This is a genomic window from [Clostridium] citroniae WAL-17108 (genome assembly GCF_000233455.1).
Classification (GTDB): Bacteria; Bacillota; Clostridia; order Lachnospirales; family Lachnospiraceae; genus Enterocloster; species Enterocloster citroniae.
This window is the reverse complement of the sequence record NZ_JH376431.1, coordinates 17224-33486: the sequence shown is the minus strand read 5'-3', so window position 1 is coordinate 33486 and position 16263 is coordinate 17224. Positions and strand designations below refer to the sequence as shown.

15 protein-coding genes and 2 pseudogenes are annotated in these 16263 nt (G+C 51.2%); 16 read left to right on the top strand and 1 reads right to left on the bottom strand.

The window, feature by feature from the left end:
- Positions 1–169: 169 nt before the first annotated feature.
- From HMPREF9469_RS27035 to ilvC, 8 genes and pseudogenes are all read left to right on the top strand, one after another.
- Complete coding sequence (locus tag HMPREF9469_RS27035) at positions 170–631, top strand: NfeD family protein (protein WP_007869900.1); 462 nt, start codon at positions 170–172, stop codon at positions 629–631.
- A gap of 1 nt (position 632) precedes the next feature.
- A complete protein-coding gene (locus HMPREF9469_RS27030; protein ID WP_007869897.1) occupies positions 633–1583 on the top strand; it encodes an SPFH domain-containing protein in 951 nt (316 codons plus the stop codon).
- 126 nt (positions 1584–1709) lie between these two features.
- Positions 1710–3103: pseudogene (locus tag HMPREF9469_RS27025) on the top strand (MATE family efflux transporter).
- Between the two features lie 72 nt (positions 3104–3175).
- A complete protein-coding gene (locus HMPREF9469_RS27020) occupies positions 3176–3358 on the top strand; it encodes an HPr family phosphocarrier protein (RefSeq protein WP_007869891.1) in 183 nt (60 codons plus the stop codon).
- 195 nt (positions 3359–3553) lie between these two features.
- Positions 3554–4387, top strand: a complete 834-nt coding sequence (gene nudC, locus HMPREF9469_RS27015; RefSeq protein ID WP_007869888.1) for an NAD(+) diphosphatase — start codon at positions 3554–3556, stop codon at positions 4385–4387.
- 17 nt (positions 4388–4404) lie between these two features.
- Complete coding sequence (locus HMPREF9469_RS27010) at positions 4405–5073, top strand: HAD family hydrolase (RefSeq protein ID WP_007869884.1); 669 nt, start codon at positions 4405–4407, stop codon at positions 5071–5073.
- Between the two features lie 144 nt (positions 5074–5217).
- On the top strand, positions 5218–5721 hold the full coding sequence (gene ilvN / locus HMPREF9469_RS27005; protein ID WP_007869881.1) for an acetolactate synthase small subunit: 504 nt from the start codon (positions 5218–5220) through the stop codon (positions 5719–5721).
- A 113-nt stretch (positions 5722–5834) separates the two neighbouring features.
- Entirely contained in the window at positions 5835–6845 is a 1011-nt protein-coding gene (gene ilvC / locus HMPREF9469_RS27000; protein WP_007869879.1) for a ketol-acid reductoisomerase, read from the top strand.
- Between the two features lie 135 nt (positions 6846–6980).
- Here the strand turns inward: ilvC and HMPREF9469_RS26995 are convergent, their stop codons facing one another.
- Positions 6981–7862, bottom strand: coding sequence for a LysR family transcriptional regulator (locus HMPREF9469_RS26995; RefSeq protein WP_007869877.1), 882 nt, complete (start codon positions 7860–7862; stop codon positions 6981–6983).
- 553 nt (positions 7863–8415) lie between these two features.
- On the opposite strand from HMPREF9469_RS26995, the gene HMPREF9469_RS26985 reads away from it, so the two are divergent.
- The 8 genes and pseudogenes from HMPREF9469_RS26985 to HMPREF9469_RS30850 form a co-directional block, all read left to right on the top strand.
- The gene (locus HMPREF9469_RS26985) at positions 8416–9609 is read left to right on the top strand and encodes a dicarboxylate/amino acid:cation symporter (RefSeq protein ID WP_007869874.1); all 1194 of its coding nucleotides are present in this window, start codon (positions 8416–8418) and stop codon (positions 9607–9609) included.
- 288 nt (positions 9610–9897) lie between these two features.
- Positions 9898–11127 (top strand): [FeFe] hydrogenase H-cluster maturation GTPase HydF, encoded by a 1230-nt coding sequence (gene hydF, locus HMPREF9469_RS26980; RefSeq protein WP_007869871.1) that lies wholly within the window; start codon positions 9898–9900, stop codon positions 11125–11127.
- A gap of 404 nt (positions 11128–11531) precedes the next feature.
- A complete protein-coding gene (gene nagA, locus HMPREF9469_RS26975; RefSeq protein WP_007869870.1) occupies positions 11532–12671 on the top strand; it encodes an N-acetylglucosamine-6-phosphate deacetylase in 1140 nt (379 codons plus the stop codon).
- Between the two features lie 153 nt (positions 12672–12824).
- Positions 12825–13292 carry a ribosome maturation factor RimP gene (locus HMPREF9469_RS26970; RefSeq protein ID WP_007869868.1) on the top strand — a complete coding sequence of 156 codons (468 nt, stop codon included), beginning with the start codon at positions 12825–12827 and terminating at the stop codon, positions 13290–13292.
- A 43-nt stretch (positions 13293–13335) separates the two neighbouring features.
- Positions 13336–14508, top strand: coding sequence for a transcription termination factor NusA (gene nusA / locus HMPREF9469_RS26965; RefSeq protein WP_007869866.1), 1173 nt, complete (start codon positions 13336–13338; stop codon positions 14506–14508).
- A gap of 31 nt (positions 14509–14539) precedes the next feature.
- Entirely contained in the window at positions 14540–14812 is a 273-nt protein-coding gene (gene rnpM / locus HMPREF9469_RS26960) for an RNase P modulator RnpM (protein WP_007869864.1), read from the top strand.
- A complete protein-coding gene (locus tag HMPREF9469_RS26955) occupies positions 14802–15137 on the top strand; it encodes a L7Ae/L30e/S12e/Gadd45 family ribosomal protein (protein WP_007869863.1) in 336 nt (111 codons plus the stop codon). Before rnpM ends, HMPREF9469_RS26955 begins: the two co-directional genes overlap by 11 nt.
- A pseudogene (locus HMPREF9469_RS30850) lies at positions 15124–16263 on the top strand (translation initiation factor IF-2); the annotation flags it as partial. The gene HMPREF9469_RS26955 and the pseudogene HMPREF9469_RS30850, both read left to right, overlap by 14 nt.

Sequence of the window (16263 nt, the reverse complement as noted above, 5' to 3'; positions counted from 1 at the left end):
CTTTATTTTAAATCATATAATAATAAACTGTAACAGACCCCATGGGCTGTTTACAATTATATTAAGAATATTATAAATTTACAATCCCTTGATTGCTTTTAGACATATCTATGGTAGAATAACAGTATAACCAATTTTCTCCAAAGACGCCGTAAAAAGGGGGTTTCATATGTCCGTAACATGGCTTATAGCTTTTGTGGTATTTCTGGTAGTGGAAAGTATGACCGCATCCCTTACCAGTATCTGGTTTGCGGGCGGAGCCCTGGCTGCGTTGGTGGCCCAGGTGTGCGGGGCGCCCTTAAGACCGCAGCTGGCAGTATTTGTGATCGTATCCTTCATACTGTTCATCATGGTCCGCCCGTTTACCGCCAGGTATCTTCACCGAAAAAAGACCGACACCAATGTGGACAGTTTTGCGGGCCGCAAGGCCGTTGTAAAAGGGCGCATTGACAACGAGGCCGGAACAGGAACCGCAATCCTGGCCGGAGAGACATGGCTTGCAAGGGCTGCCGTGGAGGGAGAGACATTTGAACCCAACACGGTGGTGGTCATCACATCCGTCAGCGGCGCCAAGCTGATGGTAAAGGCAGCCCAGCCCGAGCACAGAGTAGAACAACCAAAGGAGGAGTAATATGTTTGCAGCAGTAGGAGGCTTTGTTGTATTTATCATTATCGCGATCGTCATCCTGTTGATCCTGTCCACCTGTATCCGCGTTGTGCCCCAGGCACAGGCGCTGGTAGTGGAGCGGCTGGGAGCTTACCAGGGGACTTATGGAGTGGGGATCCATTTCCTGATACCATTTATTGACCGAGTGGCCAAGAAGGTGAACTTAAAGGAGCAGGTGGAGGACTTTCCGCCCCAGCCCGTGATCACCAAGGATAACGTTACCATGCAGATCGACACCGTGGTGTTCTTTTACATCACGGATCCAAAGCTGTATGCCTATGGGGTGGAGCGCCCCTTGCTGGCGATTGAAAACCTGACAGCGACCACGCTGCGTAATATCATCGGCGATCTGGAACTGGACCAGACCCTGACTTCCAGGGAGACGATCAATGCTAAGATGCAGGAGTCATTGGACATTGCAACTGACCCCTGGGGCATCAAGGTGACCAGGGTGGAGCTTAAGAATATCATTCCGCCTTCAGCCATCCAGGAGGCCATGGAGAAGCAGATGAAGGCAGAGCGTGAACGCCGTGAGTCCATTCTCCGCGCAGAGGGTGAGAAGCGGTCCATGATCCTGGTGGCGGAAGGCAACAAGGAATCCGCAGTGCTTAACGCGGAAGCTGAAAAGGAAGCAGCCATCCTTCGGGCGGAAGCTGAAAAGGAAAAGAAGATCAAGGAGGCGCAGGGCCAGGCGGAGGCCATCCGCAGCGTTCAGCAGGCAACAGCGGACGGCATCCGTTTTATCAAGGAAGCGGGAGCGGACAACGCGGTGCTTCAGCTGAAGAGTCTGGAAGCCTTCCAGGCAGCTGCCAACGGAAAGGCCAACAAGATCATTATCCCTTCCGATATCCAAGGGATCGCAGGGATGGTAAAGTCTATTGCGGAAATAGCTGCCAAGGATGAAGGGGCTGAGTAAATTCCGGTAGACAAACGAGGAAAATTGATATAATATGAGAATTAACAGTAGTGCCCATCAGCTTTGTTTGACTGATGGGTGCTATTTTATCTGAAAAAGAATTCCATGGAGAAGCGAGGAACAGGTATGGCACAGGAGGTAAGCACCAAAAACCGTATTACGGAGGGGAGTATTTTCGGACAGCTGCTGCTGTTCTTTTTTCCGATTCTGTTCGGAACATTCTTTCAACAGCTGTATAATACGGCGGACGCCATTGTGGTTGGCCGTTTTGTGGGCAAGGAAGCCCTGGCGGCAGTGGGAGGCAGTACCAGTGTGCTGATCAACCTGCTGGTAGGTTTTTTGTGGGCCTGTCCAGCGGCGCCACGGTGGTCATTTCCCAGTACTATGGCGCCAGAAAGGCGGATAAGGTGCACTGGGCCGTACATACATCCATTGCCTTTTCCGTCATGGGCGGAATCATCATGATGATTCTGGGAATCCTGGGCTCCTACTGGGCGCTGGAGGCAATGAAGACCCCGGAGGATGTTATGCAGCCTTCCATGATCTATCTCAGGATCTATTTCATAGGCACCATCCCCAACCTGATCTACAATATGGGAGCAGGTATCCTCAGGGCGGTGGGAGACTCCAAGCGCCCTCTGTATTTTCTGATCGCCAGCTGCTTTGTGAACATTGTGCTGGATGTGCTTCTGGTGGCTGTCCTGAAGATCGGTGTGGCCGGTGCCGCCATTGCCACCATCGCGTCACAGCTTCTCAGCGCTGTCCTGGTGGTATGGACCCTGATGAAGACAGAGGACACCTACAAGCTGGAGTGGAAGAAGGTCAGGATCGACCAAAGGATGCTGAGGCGGATCGTGCGGATCGGAATCCCTGCGGGAATGCAGTCCATTATGTACAATATCTCCAATATTATCATCCAGGCAGGCGTGAACACACTGGGAACAGACAATGTGACGGCATGGGCCACCTACGGAAAGGTGGACGGCCTGTTCTGGATGATGATCAATGCCCTTGGGATTGCGGCCACCACCTTTGTGGGACAGAATTACGGTGCGGGCCGGATCGACCGTGTGAGGAAAGGCGCCGGAGCCTGTATGGTGGTGGGAGCGGTAATGACAACCATGGCCGGTGCCGCCCTGTATCACTGGGGCCATTATCTGGTACTTATGTTTACAACAGATCCCCAGGTCCAGGAGATCAGCATCCGGCTGCTGCATTTTATGGTCCCCACCTTTATCACATATATTGCCATCGAGATACTGTCCGGTACGCTGAGAGGCGTGGGAGATGCATGGATGCCCCTGATCATCACCGGTGTGGGGATCTGCGGTGTACGCGTGCTCTGGATCATGTTTGCCCTGCCCCATTTCCACAACATCATTGGCGCAGCCTTCTGCTACCCCCTGACCTGGAGCCTGACCAGCGTGTGCTTTATCATCTACTACTATTTTTTCAGCTCCCTGGCCAGGTGGAAAATAAAACCTTTCTGGAAAAAGCTGGAACGGTATAAACCTTTTTAAAAGGGGAAAACTTCCTGTATCAATAAAAATACGGCCCATAACATAAGCCGTATTAGATACAGGAGGTTTTTTATGACAACAAAGGAAATTACATTTAATACAATAGAGGACGTCAAACAGTTTGTAAACCGCGTAGAGCAGTACCCCCAGGACGTGGACGTATGCTGCGGCAGCTGCATGGTGGACGGCAAATCCATACTGGGAATCTTGAGCCTTGGAATCCGCAAAAAACTAAACGTAGTAATACACGATTAAGGAGGGGCGCGCAGGTCTGTGACCTGCCGGCCCAGAAGCCGTACCCTCCCCCCGTCCCGTCCCCATTCTCTTCACGGACTGGCGCCTATCCTTTCAGCCAATTAAATCCCAATTATCTCTTTTACAACCCTCCGATCCTGTGATACAATAGACATCAAACCCGAAAAGGACTTGGAAAGGAAGATGATATAATCTATGATACAGGATATAGCGCCTCATACATATGATCCCACATTCCGCAAAAAGGCGCCGGAGGAACAGGACTTTGTCCTCCATTATGAGTACAATAAGGTTATGCTTTTACGGCAGGGGGAGGGGTACGTGATCCCTACCTTCAGGGATCTTTTGGACGAGGAGGATGTGAGGCCTGGGGCCAGGTATCTGTTCTGTATTGACGACAGGGCCTACTATCTGGTGACGGATATGAAGGTGCCGGAGTTCGGCGGTTACGTCATGGAAGGACTGCCGGTTTTCAGGACCTTTGAACCCCTTTATCAGGCGTTTGCAGGGATAACGGGCAGCCAGCTTTACAGATGGCTCCAGAGCAGGAAGTACTGCGGGGGCTGCGGGCAGAAGATGGCGCCCAGTGAAAAGGAACGGGCCATGGTCTGCCCTGAGTGCGGACAGACGGAATATCCTAAGATCAGTCCGGCCATAATTGTGGCTATTAAAAACAAGGACAAACTCCTCATGTCCAGGTATGCAAGGGGGACTTACCGCAATTACGCTCTGATCGCCGGATTTGTGGAGATCGGTGAGACCTTTGAGGACTGCGTGCGCAGGGAAGTGATGGAGGAAGTGGGACTGAAGGTAAAGAACATACGCTATTATAAGAGCCAGCCCTGGGCATTCTCAGACACGGAGATGATCGGATTTACGGCGGAGCTGGACGGGGACGATACCATACGCCTGGAGGAGGACGAACTCTCGGAGGCCGGATGGTTTACACGGGATGAGATCGTGGAATACGGACCTTATATCAGCGTGGGACATGAGATGATGAAAGCGTTTAAGGACGGGAAAATATAACGGAATGGGAGAAACGGATGGATCATAAGACTCATATATTATTTGATTTGGACGGAACACTGACAGACCCCAAAGAGGGGATCACGAAATCCGTGTGTTATGCCCTGAACCATTACGGGATCCAGGTGGAGGACCTGGATTCCCTTTGCCCCTTTATCGGGCCGCCCCTGACGGACAGCTATAAGAAGTTTTATGGCTTTTCCGATGAGCAGGCCTGGGAGGGCGTGCTCATATACCGGGAGTATTTCAGCAGGCAGGGATGGTATGAGAACAAGGAATATCCCGGAATCAGGGAAATGCTCCAGGCCCTAAAGGACGCGGGCAAAACCCTGCTGGTGGCCACCTCCAAGCCTGAGGAATTTGCAGTGAAAATACTTGAGCATTTTAAACTGGCAGAGTACTTTGATTTTATCGGCGGAGCCAATTTGGATGAGACAAGGTGCAGGAAGGGTGATGTGATCCGGTATGTGCTGGAGTCCAGCGGCCTGGGCCTACAAAAAGAGGCGGTGGACAATGCCGTGATGGTGGGGGACCGGGAACATGATGTGCTGGGAGCCAGGGAGTGCGGCATGGAATGTGTAGGCGTGCTCTACGGATATGGGAGCCGTCAGGAGATGGAAGACTGCCGGGCCGCCCATGTGGTTGAAACTGTTTCAGAACTTGAACAGTTTCTTTTGTCCCTTTAATAAAGGTACTAGTATAACTAAAACTCATAATAACCATTCCTATTATGCAATTGACAAATAGAACAATGGTTGTTATGATTGAAATTACTATATGGAAAGGGCAGGACCATAACTGCCTGAACCATGATGAGAGGGTGGGATTATATGGATGACAGAATCGTGTTATCGCTGCTTGTAGACAATACTGCCGGCGTGCTGGCCCGGGTGGCCGGACTGTTCAGCCGCCGTGGTTACAATATTGAAAGCCTGACCGTTGGTGTCACCGCAGACCCGCGGTATTCCAGGATGACCGTGGTCTCCCTGGGTGATCAGACTGTTCTGGAGCAGATCAAGAACCAGTTAAACAAACTGGAGGATGTAAGGGATATCAAGGAGTTAAAGCCGGACCGTTCCGTGTACAGGGAACTGATGATGGTCAAGGTGAAGGCCAATGCTTCGGACCGCCAGTCGGTCAGCGCTATTTCCAGCATATTCCGTGCAACCATCGTGGATGTGGGCAAGGACTCCCTGACAGTCATGCTGACAGGCGACCAGTCCAAGCTGGACGCGCTCATCAATCTGCTGGAAGATTATGAGATCTTGGAACTGGCCCGTACCGGTCTGACCGGACTTGAGCGCGGCGCTGAAGATATCAGGATGCTTCCGTAGGGATCGGTTGCGGTAAATAAGAGCTTAAGGGGGCGGCCAAGGGCGGACTGAGAGTCGTCGGTTTTGTTGCCTTAACATATACATTTTCAAAGGAATCAAGGAGGAAGAGAGCAATGCCAAAGATTTATTATCAGGAAGATTGTAATTTATCATTACTGGAAGGCAAGACCATCGCTGTCATCGGTTACGGCAGCCAGGGACATGCACATGCATTAAATTTAAAGGAGTCAGGCTGCAATGTAATTGTAGGTCTGTATGAGGGAAGCCGTTCCTGGAAAAAGGCCGAGGAGCAGGGCTTTGAAGTATATACGGCAGCAGAGGCAACCAAGAAAGCCGATGTTATTATGATCCTTATCAATGACGAAAAGCAGGCGGCTATGTATAAAGAGTCCATCGCTCCAAACCTGCGTCCAGGCATGATGCTGATGTTTGCTCACGGTTTTGCCATCCATTTCGGACAGATCGTTCCGCCTAAGGATGTGGATGTGACCATGATCGCGCCAAAGGCTCCGGGCCACACGGTAAGAAGCGAATATCAGAGAGGCAGAGGAACCCCATGTCTGATCGCGGTACATCAGGATGCAACAGGCAAGGCAACCGATATGGCTCTGGCCTATGGTCAGGGGATCGGCGGCGCAAGGGCCGGTATCCTGGAGACTACCTTTAAGGTAGAGACAGAGACAGACCTCTTTGGAGAGCAGGCTGTTCTGTGCGGCGGCGTGTGCGCTCTGATGAAAGCCGGATTTGAGACCCTGGTTGAAGCCGGTTATGCTCCTGAGAATGCATATTTTGAGTGTGTGCATGAGATGAAGCTGATTGTTGACCTGATTTATGAGAGCGGCTTTGCCGGTATGAGATATTCCATCTCCAACACGGCAGAGTACGGCGATTACATCACCGGACCAAAGATTGTGACAGATGAGACAAAGAAGGCCATGAAGAAGATCCTGTCCGATATCCAGGACGGTACTTTTGCAAAAGACTGGCTCACAGAGAACCAGGTAGGCTGTCCTCATTTTAATGCCATGAGAAAGAACGAAGCTGCCCAGCCGCTTGAAAAGGTTGGCTCTGAGCTGAGAAAGCTGTACAGCTGGAATGACACCGATAAGCTGATCAATAACTAATTGCCGGCATCGGGACAGTGGTTACATAGGTAAAAGGCCATAGAAGAAACGATAAAATTGTGGGTATGAGTATGTAATGTATAAAAGGCGGTTTCTCCCCGGCATGGGAGGAACCGCCTTTTGACTGCCTGAACTTTAGTATAAGAACTCCAAAAATGTTCTCAAAGCCAGGGCCTGGTTGGCCGGATGGTAGGAAAAACCAATGGTCCTTCTGTGAATGGGGATTTCCAGGGGGATCTCCACCAGAATGCCGTTGTCCAGTTCCTTTTGGATCAGTTCCTTGATCACGCACCCGATCCCCAGACCGATTTTTGCAAACTCAATGAGCAGGTCCATGGTGGTCACCTCCAGCACCTGCCTGGGTATGATATTGTTATCGGACATGTACTCATCCACATGGTGGCGCGTCATGTTGCTGGTATCCAGAAGCATGATGTTGCCGGTCTCAAAAATATTGGTATCCTGTCCCTCTCTTAAGTACAGGTTCTCCAGATAAGAGGGTGTGGTGACAAAGATATCCTGTATGTCCATTACTGGTATGAATGCCAGATCCCTGCGCACGGAGGGTTCGGCCACAAGTCCCAGATCGATTTTCTGCTGTTCCAGACGTGTCAGGGTCTGGGCCGTGGACTGGCTTTCTATGGTCACCTTCATGTGGGGGTACTGGTCAATAAAGGTTTTTAAATAGGGAAGCAGGATATACTTGCACAAGGTGTTGCTCACCCCAATGCGCAAATGGCCGATATCGAACTCCTGGATCCTCTTTAACTCGGATTCACCCCGCTCCAAAGCATCAAATGCTTCCCTGGTGTGCTCGAACAGGATCTCCCCCTCCGCGGTGAGCTGCACGCCCCTGGAGCTGCGGGTAAACAGGGAAAGTCCCAGGCTGTCTTCCAGCTTGCTGATGGCCTTGCTGATGGCCGGCTGGCTGATATAGAGTTCTTTAGCGGCTTTGGAAATATTGCCGGCTTTTGCCACCTCATAGAATATCTTATATTGTGATAGGTTCTGCTCCATCCCTTACCTCCATGCGATATAACAAATTTTCATACCATTTTTTTCTGCTATATGTTTTTATTATAACAATATGGGTGGGGAAATGTAAAGCGCAGATATATAAATTCCAAGTTTTTCAGGTTTTTTTCAAAAACTCCCCGGAGCTGCGGACCGTTTCCTGTTGTCCGGCAGCCCTGCAGTTATTTATTACGGTTTTATGGTTCACCTTATACCCGCAGATGTATATACTTACAATAGATACCCCGGTAGATAAGGGAATCTTAAACAGGGAAACATGTAATGATACAGACATTGACCTGGGGGCATAAAATGTGGTACTCTTTTAGTAACCGGATTCCCAATACAGATCACTGAAAGGGAATTTTGGCAGCGGACCGGATCGTGGCAGGGAATCCACAAAAGGAAAGGGAGGTGATGGCTGAGGTTACACCAGAGAAGGCGGCATTGTGACAAGTGGTGTCGAGGCAACACGTAAGAATGTTGGTCTGCCTGGAAATAAAGGGATGAGGGAGACCGGCGAAGGGATCATAAAAATTATGATTGGAGAATAGGTATGAAAAAAATAACAAGTAGTTTACCGTTCCGATTACTGTTGGGGGTTATTCTGGGTATTGTCATTGGCCAGGTTTCCGGCGAAGGTCTTATGCATGTCATTGTAACGATCAAATACATACTGAACCAGGTGATCGTATTCTGCGTTCCGTTGATCATCATTGGATTCATTGCTCCCTCCATTACAAGGCTTGGGAATAATGCGTCCAAAATGCTGGGAGTTGCTGTTTCAATTGCGTATATTTCATCTATCGGCGCTGCGCTGTTTTCCATGGTGGCAGGCTATCTTATAATCCCCCACCTTTCCATTGCCACAGAGGTGGAGGGGCTGAAGGAACTGCCTGAGATCGTGTTCCAGCTGGACATTCCCCAGATCATGCCGGTGATGAGCGCCCTGATCTTTTCACTGCTTTTGGGCCTGGCTGCCACGTGGACCAAAGCAAGGGTGATCACAGATGTCCTGGAGGAATTCCAGCAGATCGTACTGTCCGTTGTAACAAAAGTTGTTATTCCCATTCTTCCTGTATTTATCGCTTTCACCTTCTGTGCATTGTCATATGAAGGAACCATAACAAAACAGCTGCCCGTATTTATCCAGGTGGTCGTCATTGTCATGATCGGGCACTATATCTGGATGGCCCTGCTGTACGCCATCGGCGGAGCATATTCAGGCAAGAACCCCATGGATGTGATCAAGAATTACGGGCCGGCCTATATTACGGCTGTGGGAACCATGTCCTCCGCAGCAACCCTGGCGGTTGCTCTGCGCTGTGCAAAGAAATCCCAGCCTCCTCTGAGGGATGATATGGTGGATTTTGGCATCCCGTTGTTTGCCAACATCCATCTGTGCGGCTCCGTGCTCACGGAGGTGTTCTTTGTTATGACAATATCTAAGATACTTTACGGTTATATCCCGTCCACGGGAACCATGCTTTTGTTCTGTGCCCTCCTGGGAGTATTTGCCATTGGTGCGCCTGGCGTTCCGGGCGGTACGGTAATGGCGTCCCTGGGCCTGATTACAGGCGTTCTCGGGTTTAATGAGACGGGAACAGCCCTGATGCTCACTATTTTTGCCCTGCAGGACAGCTTCGGAACAGCCTGTAACGTAACAGGAGACGGAGCGCTGACCATGATCCTTACCGGCTTTGCCGAAAAGCATGGGATCAAACGGCAGAAAATTGAGAGCGGATTATAAAGGAGAACATGTGTGCCCCATTCCCCTGCCTGCGGTTTGAGATGCCCCGGGCAGGGGTTTTTCCGCCCTGGATCCCAATGCGCCCCGGTGCACCTATGCCCCGGCGCGCCTATGCTCCGGAAAAGGTCCGACAAAGAGAATTCCTTTCCGGGGATTGACAGCCCATGGGGGCTGTAGTAATATGCAATATAATAATGAAAGTAACAGTTGGGTATCAGCTTTTCGGCCAAGAAGATGAGCCGTCCTTAAACAGTTACGAATGAAAAAGGAAAAGAGGAGCAAAAGCGTATGGGAATGAATAACACACCGGCATCGGATCGGGTCCATATTGGGTTCTTTGGAAGGAGAAATGCAGGCAAGTCCAGCGTGCTCAATGCTGTCACGGGCCAGAATCTGGCTGTGGTCTCTAATGTGAAGGGAACCACCACGGACCCTGTGTACAAGGCCATGGAGCTGCTTCCCCTGGGACCTGTGATGATGATCGACACTCCGGGGATCGATGATGAGGGGGAGCTGGGCAGCCTGCGTGTCAGGAAAAGCTATCAGGTGCTGAACAAGACGGATGTGGCTGTCCTGGTGGTGGACCATTGCCATGGCATGACGCCTGAGGACAGCTCCCTTTTAAAACGCATAGAGGAAAAGCGGATCCCCTGTGTGATCGTCTGTAACAAGATGGACCTGGAACAGGAAGATCCTGGGCAGGTGGATTGGAAACAAAGCCTCCCGCTGGTAAAAGTCAGTGCCTTGACCGGTCAGGGGATCGCCGATCTTAAGGAGTGCCTGGCCGCACTGGGAAAGATCCGGGAGAACAGCCGCAGGATTGTGGGAGATCTGCTGGAACCACAGGATTTTGCAGTGCTGGTAGTGCCCATTGACAAGGCTGCTCCCAAGGGACGGCTGATCCTGCCCCAGCAGCAGACCATACGCGATATCCTGGAAGCGGATGCGACTGCCATTGTCCTTAAGGAAAATGAACTGGCAGGGGTGCTGCCGGCGCTGGGGAAGAAGCCCAAAATGGTGATCACGGACAGCCAGGTATTTGCCAGGGTTTCTGCAGATACGCCAAAGGATATTCTTTTGACTTCTTTTTCCATCCTTTTTGCCAGATATAAAGGGGATCTGGAACAGCTGGTGGAGGGCGTGACGGCTCTGGATCACATAGGAAAAGGGGACCGGATACTGGTATCAGAGGGGTGTACACACCACAGGCAGTGCGGTGACATAGGTACGGTGAAGCTTCCGTCCTGGATACAGGGTTTTACGGGAACAGAACCTGAATTTGTATTTACATCAGGAACGGAATTTCCGGACGACCTGGGCGGCTACCGTTTGATCATCCACTGCGGCGGATGCATGCTCAATGAGCGGGAGATGAAGTACAGGATGAAATGCGCCCGGGATCAGTGCGTACCCATGACCAATTATGGGATCACCATTGCATATATACATGGGATCCTGCGGCGCAGTCTGGAACCCTTTCCGCACATAGCCGCTCTTCTGGACCGAAAAGGAATATAAGCAGAAATGAAAGGGAACCATAAACAGTGGTCCGGCAGGTATGCGGTCACTGGTCATGGTTCCTTTTTTGTATCATGTCCGTTCCTTTTCGGTGAAAACCTGTGTGTGTAAAGATAATAAAAAATATTTTTATTTTAAGAACTATATTGAAAAATATTTCTAACGTGTTATACTGTACTCAAAGGATATAAACTAAGGATATAAATAATAGAGGTGGGAGTACCCTCAGTGAACAAGGGCACACACGCCCCAACCGCCGTCTTTTGGCGGCTGGCCGCGTTAACGTCAGTCGGCTACGCCCGGAGACAGTAACGCCGCAGAATCGCAAATCTGTGGTGCAAAACCGTGTACTCCCTTGTCCGCTGAGGGTATCAAAGGGAAAGAAAGAGAAAGGAGAAGATGATATGAGGATTCAGGGTAAGAGGATTTGGATAGGAGGCCAGTTTGTGGCAGCGCAGCTGGAGATTGAAAAGGGAACCATTGAACGCATTTACAATTACGGTACAGGACCTGTGGACCATGATTACGGGGACAAGAGGATCCTTCCGGGATTTATTGATATCCACACCCATGGGGCTTATGATTTTGATACCAATGACGGAGAGCCGGAGGGATTGAGAAACTGGATGAAGCGCATTCCTGAGGAGGGGGTCACCTCTATTCTGCCCACCACCGTGACCCAGATGCCGGAGGTGCTTACAAAGGCGGTTGCAAATGTGGCTGCCGTGGTGGAAGAAGGCTATGAGGGCGCAGAGATCCTGGGGATCCATTTTGAAGGCCCGTTCTTGGACATGGAGTACAAGGGGGCCCAGCCTCCGGAAGCCATTGCCACTGCCTCTGTGGAACAGTTTAAACGGTATCAGGCGGCGGCCGGGGGGCTGATCAAGTATATCACTTTGGCTCCGGAGCGTGATCCGGACCATGCGCTCACAAGATATTGTTCCACCCACGGCGTGGTGGTGAGCATGGGGCATTCCGCGGCCACCTATGAGCAGGCTCTTTTGGGAATTGCCAATGGCGCAACCTCCATGACCCATGTGTACAACGGCATGACGCCGTACCATCATCGCAAGCCGGGGCTGGTGGGAACTGCTTTGAGGGTCAGGGACATTTACGGCGAGATCATATGCGATGGCTGCCATTCCCACCTGGCTGCCCTTAACAATTTCTTCCATTCCAAGGGACGGGATTATTCCATTATGATCAGCGATTCCCTGCGCGCAAAGCACTGCCCTCCGGGAGGACAGTACCAGCTGGGAGGGCACGACATCGAGATCGGGGATGACGGACTGGCACGGCTGAAGGGATCTGACACCATTGCGGGAAGCACCCTGAACATGAACCGGGGACTTAGGATCCTGGTGGAGGAAGCCATGGTTCCCTTTGACACCGCTGTCAATTCCTGTACCATTAATCCTGCCAGGTGCCTGGGGGTGGATAAACGAAAAGGCAGGATCGCAGCCGGATGCGATGGAGACCTGGTGGTGCTGGATGACGATTACAGTGTGATCCAGACCTGGTGCAGAGGACGTGCAATGCTTTAATTTACAGGAATATTTCAACAAAATCCTTGAAAATGCTTGCATTTACCGGAACATGATGGTATAGTGTATACGATAACTAATGTAGATTACTGATAAAGAGTGGACGCCGGTCCACTCTTTCGTTTTGAGTAGAATCAGAAAGGTGGTGTAAGGATGGGAAAAAAGGAAAATTATGAGAGCAGAGTAGAAAAATACCTCCTTCCGCTGATGGATGAGCATCATTTTGAACTTGTGGATGTGGAATATGTAAGGGAAGCAGGTACCTGGTACCTCAGGGCTTATATTGATAAGGAAGGCGGGATCGCTGTGGACGACTGCGAGGTCATCAGCAGAAAGTTAGGCGAATGGCTGGATAAAGAAGATTTTATTGATGAAAGCTATATCCTGGAAGTCAGTTCACCGGGTCTGGGCCGTCCTCTGAAAAAAGAGAAGGACTTTATCAGAAGCATGGGCAAGGATGTGGATGTGCGCCTGTATCGTCAGATTGATAAGCAGAAGGAATTTACAGGTGCCTTAAGTGCATATGATGAAAATACTGTGACGCTGACCATGGAAGACGGCAGCCTCATGGTATTTGAGAAGCCGGACATTGCCCTTATACGGCTGGCACTGGATTTTTAAGCATTTTTAATTCACATGCCCAGGCATGGATAGGAGGATAAACATGAACAAGGAACTGTTGGAGGCAATGGAGGTTTTGGAAAAGGAGAAGAATATCGCCAAGGATACACTGATCGAAGCGATCGAAAACTCCCTGCTCACTGCCTGTAAGAACCATTTTGGAAAAGCCGATAACGTAAAGGTCACAGTGAATCCAAACACCTGTGATTTTGCCGTATATGCTGAGAAGACCGTTGTAGAGAACGTGGAAGACGATATCCTGGAGATCAGCTTGGCGGATGCCAAAATGCTGAGCCCAAAGTATGAGGTGGGAGACACGGTGCAGATCCCCCTGGATTCCAAGAAGTTTGGCCGTATCGCCACTCAGAACGCAAAGAACGTGATCCTGCAGAAGATCCGTGAGGAAGAGCGCAAGGTCCTTTACAATGAGTATTATACCAAGGAAAAGGATGTTATGACAGGTATCGTCCAGCGCTATCTGGGCAGGAACGTGAGTATTAATCTGGGAAGAGTGGACGCGATCTTAAATGAGAGCGAGCAGGTAAAGGGAGAGACGTTCCGCCCCACCGAGCGTATCAAGGTATACGTGATCGAGGTGAAGGATACTCCAAAGGGACCCAGGGTTTCCGTTTCCAGAACCCATCCGGACCTTGTAAAGCGCCTGTTTGAATCTGAAGTTGCGGAGGTGCGTGACGGCACGGTGGAGATCAAGGCCATTGCCAGGGAAGCAGGTTCCAGAACAAAGATCGCTGTAAAATCCAACGATTCCAATGTGGATCCCGTGGGCGCATGCGTGGGCCTTAACGGTGCAAGGGTCAACTCCATTGTAAGCGAACTGCGTGGAGAGAAGATTGATATTATCAACTGGGACGACAATCCCGCGTACCTGATCGAGAATGCGCTGAGCCCGGCCAAGGTGATCTGTGTGGTGGCTGACGAGGAAGCGCGGGAGGCACAGGTGATCGTGCCGGATTACCAGCTGTCCCTGGCCATTGGCAAGGAAGGCCAGAACGCAAGGCTGGCTGCAAGGCTTACAGGCTTTAAGATCGACATCAAGAGCGAGACACAGGCAAGGGAGATGGGGCTCTTTGAGCAGATGGGCCTCCAGTACGGAGACACACCGGCTGCAAGCTTTGAGGAAGAAACGTATGAGGAGCCGGAAAACTACCAGGAATATCAAGAGGACTACCAGGAAGACGTAAACGAACAGGAATAGGGATACTCTGAAAAGATTAGGAGTGATGTATGTGAGCATGAAAAAAGTTCCGCTCAGACAGTGCATAGGCTGTCAGGAGATGAAGAGCAAGAAAGAAATGATAAGAGTTATAAAAACCGCCGAAGATGAGATTGTGTTAGATGCCACCGGCCGTAAGAACGGCAGAGGCGCTTACCTGTGCCCATCGATGGAATGCCTGAAAAAGGCCGTGAAAAGCAAGGGGTTGGATCGGTCCTTTAAAATGCCCATTCCAAAAGAGGTATATGAGACTCTGGAAAAGGAGATGGAAGAGCTTGGTAAATAGCAAAAAGCTGCTAAGCCTGCTTGGCCTTGCAAAGAGGGCAAGGAAAGTGGTCAGCGGAGAATTTTCGACGGAGAAATCTGTAAAGAGCGGAAGGTCGCAAATGGTAATCGTATCGGAAGAAGCTTCGGATAATACGAAGAAAATGTTTACCAATATGTGCACTCACTATAAAGTCCCAATCTATCTGTTTGGAACAAAGGATGAACTGGGGCACGCCATCGGTCAGGAGTTTCGAGCATCCCTGTCCGTGGAAGATGCAGGGTTCGCAAAGTCAATGGCAGAACTAATGAATATAAATGGAGGTAGTTTGAATGAGAGTAAGTGAACTGGCAAATGAACTGGGTAAAACCAGTAAAGAGATATTGGAAATTATAAAACAAAAAGATACTGCTGCCGCTTTGTACGCTGCATCCAATGTTACAAGGGAGCAGGAGAATATTGTGAGATCATCTGTAAATCATAAGAAGGCGGGGGCTGGTCCGAGAACTGAGATGTCAAGGACAGAAGCGCCAAAAACAGAAGGGCCGAGAAGTGAGACACCCAGGACAGAAGCACCCAGGACAGATGTGTCCAAACAGGAGGCGCCTAAGGCGGAAGCTTCTAAAACTGTTTCTGAGTCCACAGGCAGACCTGAGGCGGGAAAGAAAAAACTGACGGCTGTGTTCAGGCCGCAGAATGCCCAGCAGCAGATCAAGCGTCCTGCTCCTCCCAAGCCGCAGCCAAAACCACAGCCACAGCAGCAGGCGCCCAGGGCGGAAGCGCCGGCCCCTGCACCGTCTGTGCAGCAGGAGACGCCGCGTCCTCAGGTTCAGGCTCAGGAAGTTCAGCCGGCCGCTGTAAAGGAAGCGCCCGCTGCCCATCCGGCCGAGACTGCGGTTGCGCCTGAGGCAAGGGATAATAACAGGACACAGAGCCCTTCCCAGGGAGGCGATCAGGGCAACCGCGAGGGAGGTTACCAGGGCAGCCGTGAAGGCGGCTACCAGGGCAACAGACCTCAGGGTCAGGGAAGCTACCAGGGCAACCGCGAGGGAGGCTATCAGGGCAACCGTCAGGGAGGCTATCAGGGCAACCGTGAGGGAGGCTACCAGGGCAACCGTCAGGGAGGCTACCAGGGCAACCGTGAGGGCGGCTACCAGGGCAACCGTGAGGGCGGCTATCAGGGCAACCGCCAGGGAGGCGGCTACCAGGGCAACCGTGAAGGCGGCTATCAGGGCAACCGCCAGGGAGGTTACCAAGGTAACCGTGAAGGCGGCTATCAGGGCAACCGCCAGGGAGGCTACCAGGGCAACCGCGAAGGCGGCTACCAGGGCAACAGACCTCAGGGCCAGGGAGGCTACCAGGGCAACCGCGAAGGCGGCTACCAGGGCAACAGGCCCCAGGGCCAGGGAGGCTACCAGGGCAACCGTGAAGGCGGCTACCAGGGCAACAGGCCCCAGGGCCAGGGAGGCTAC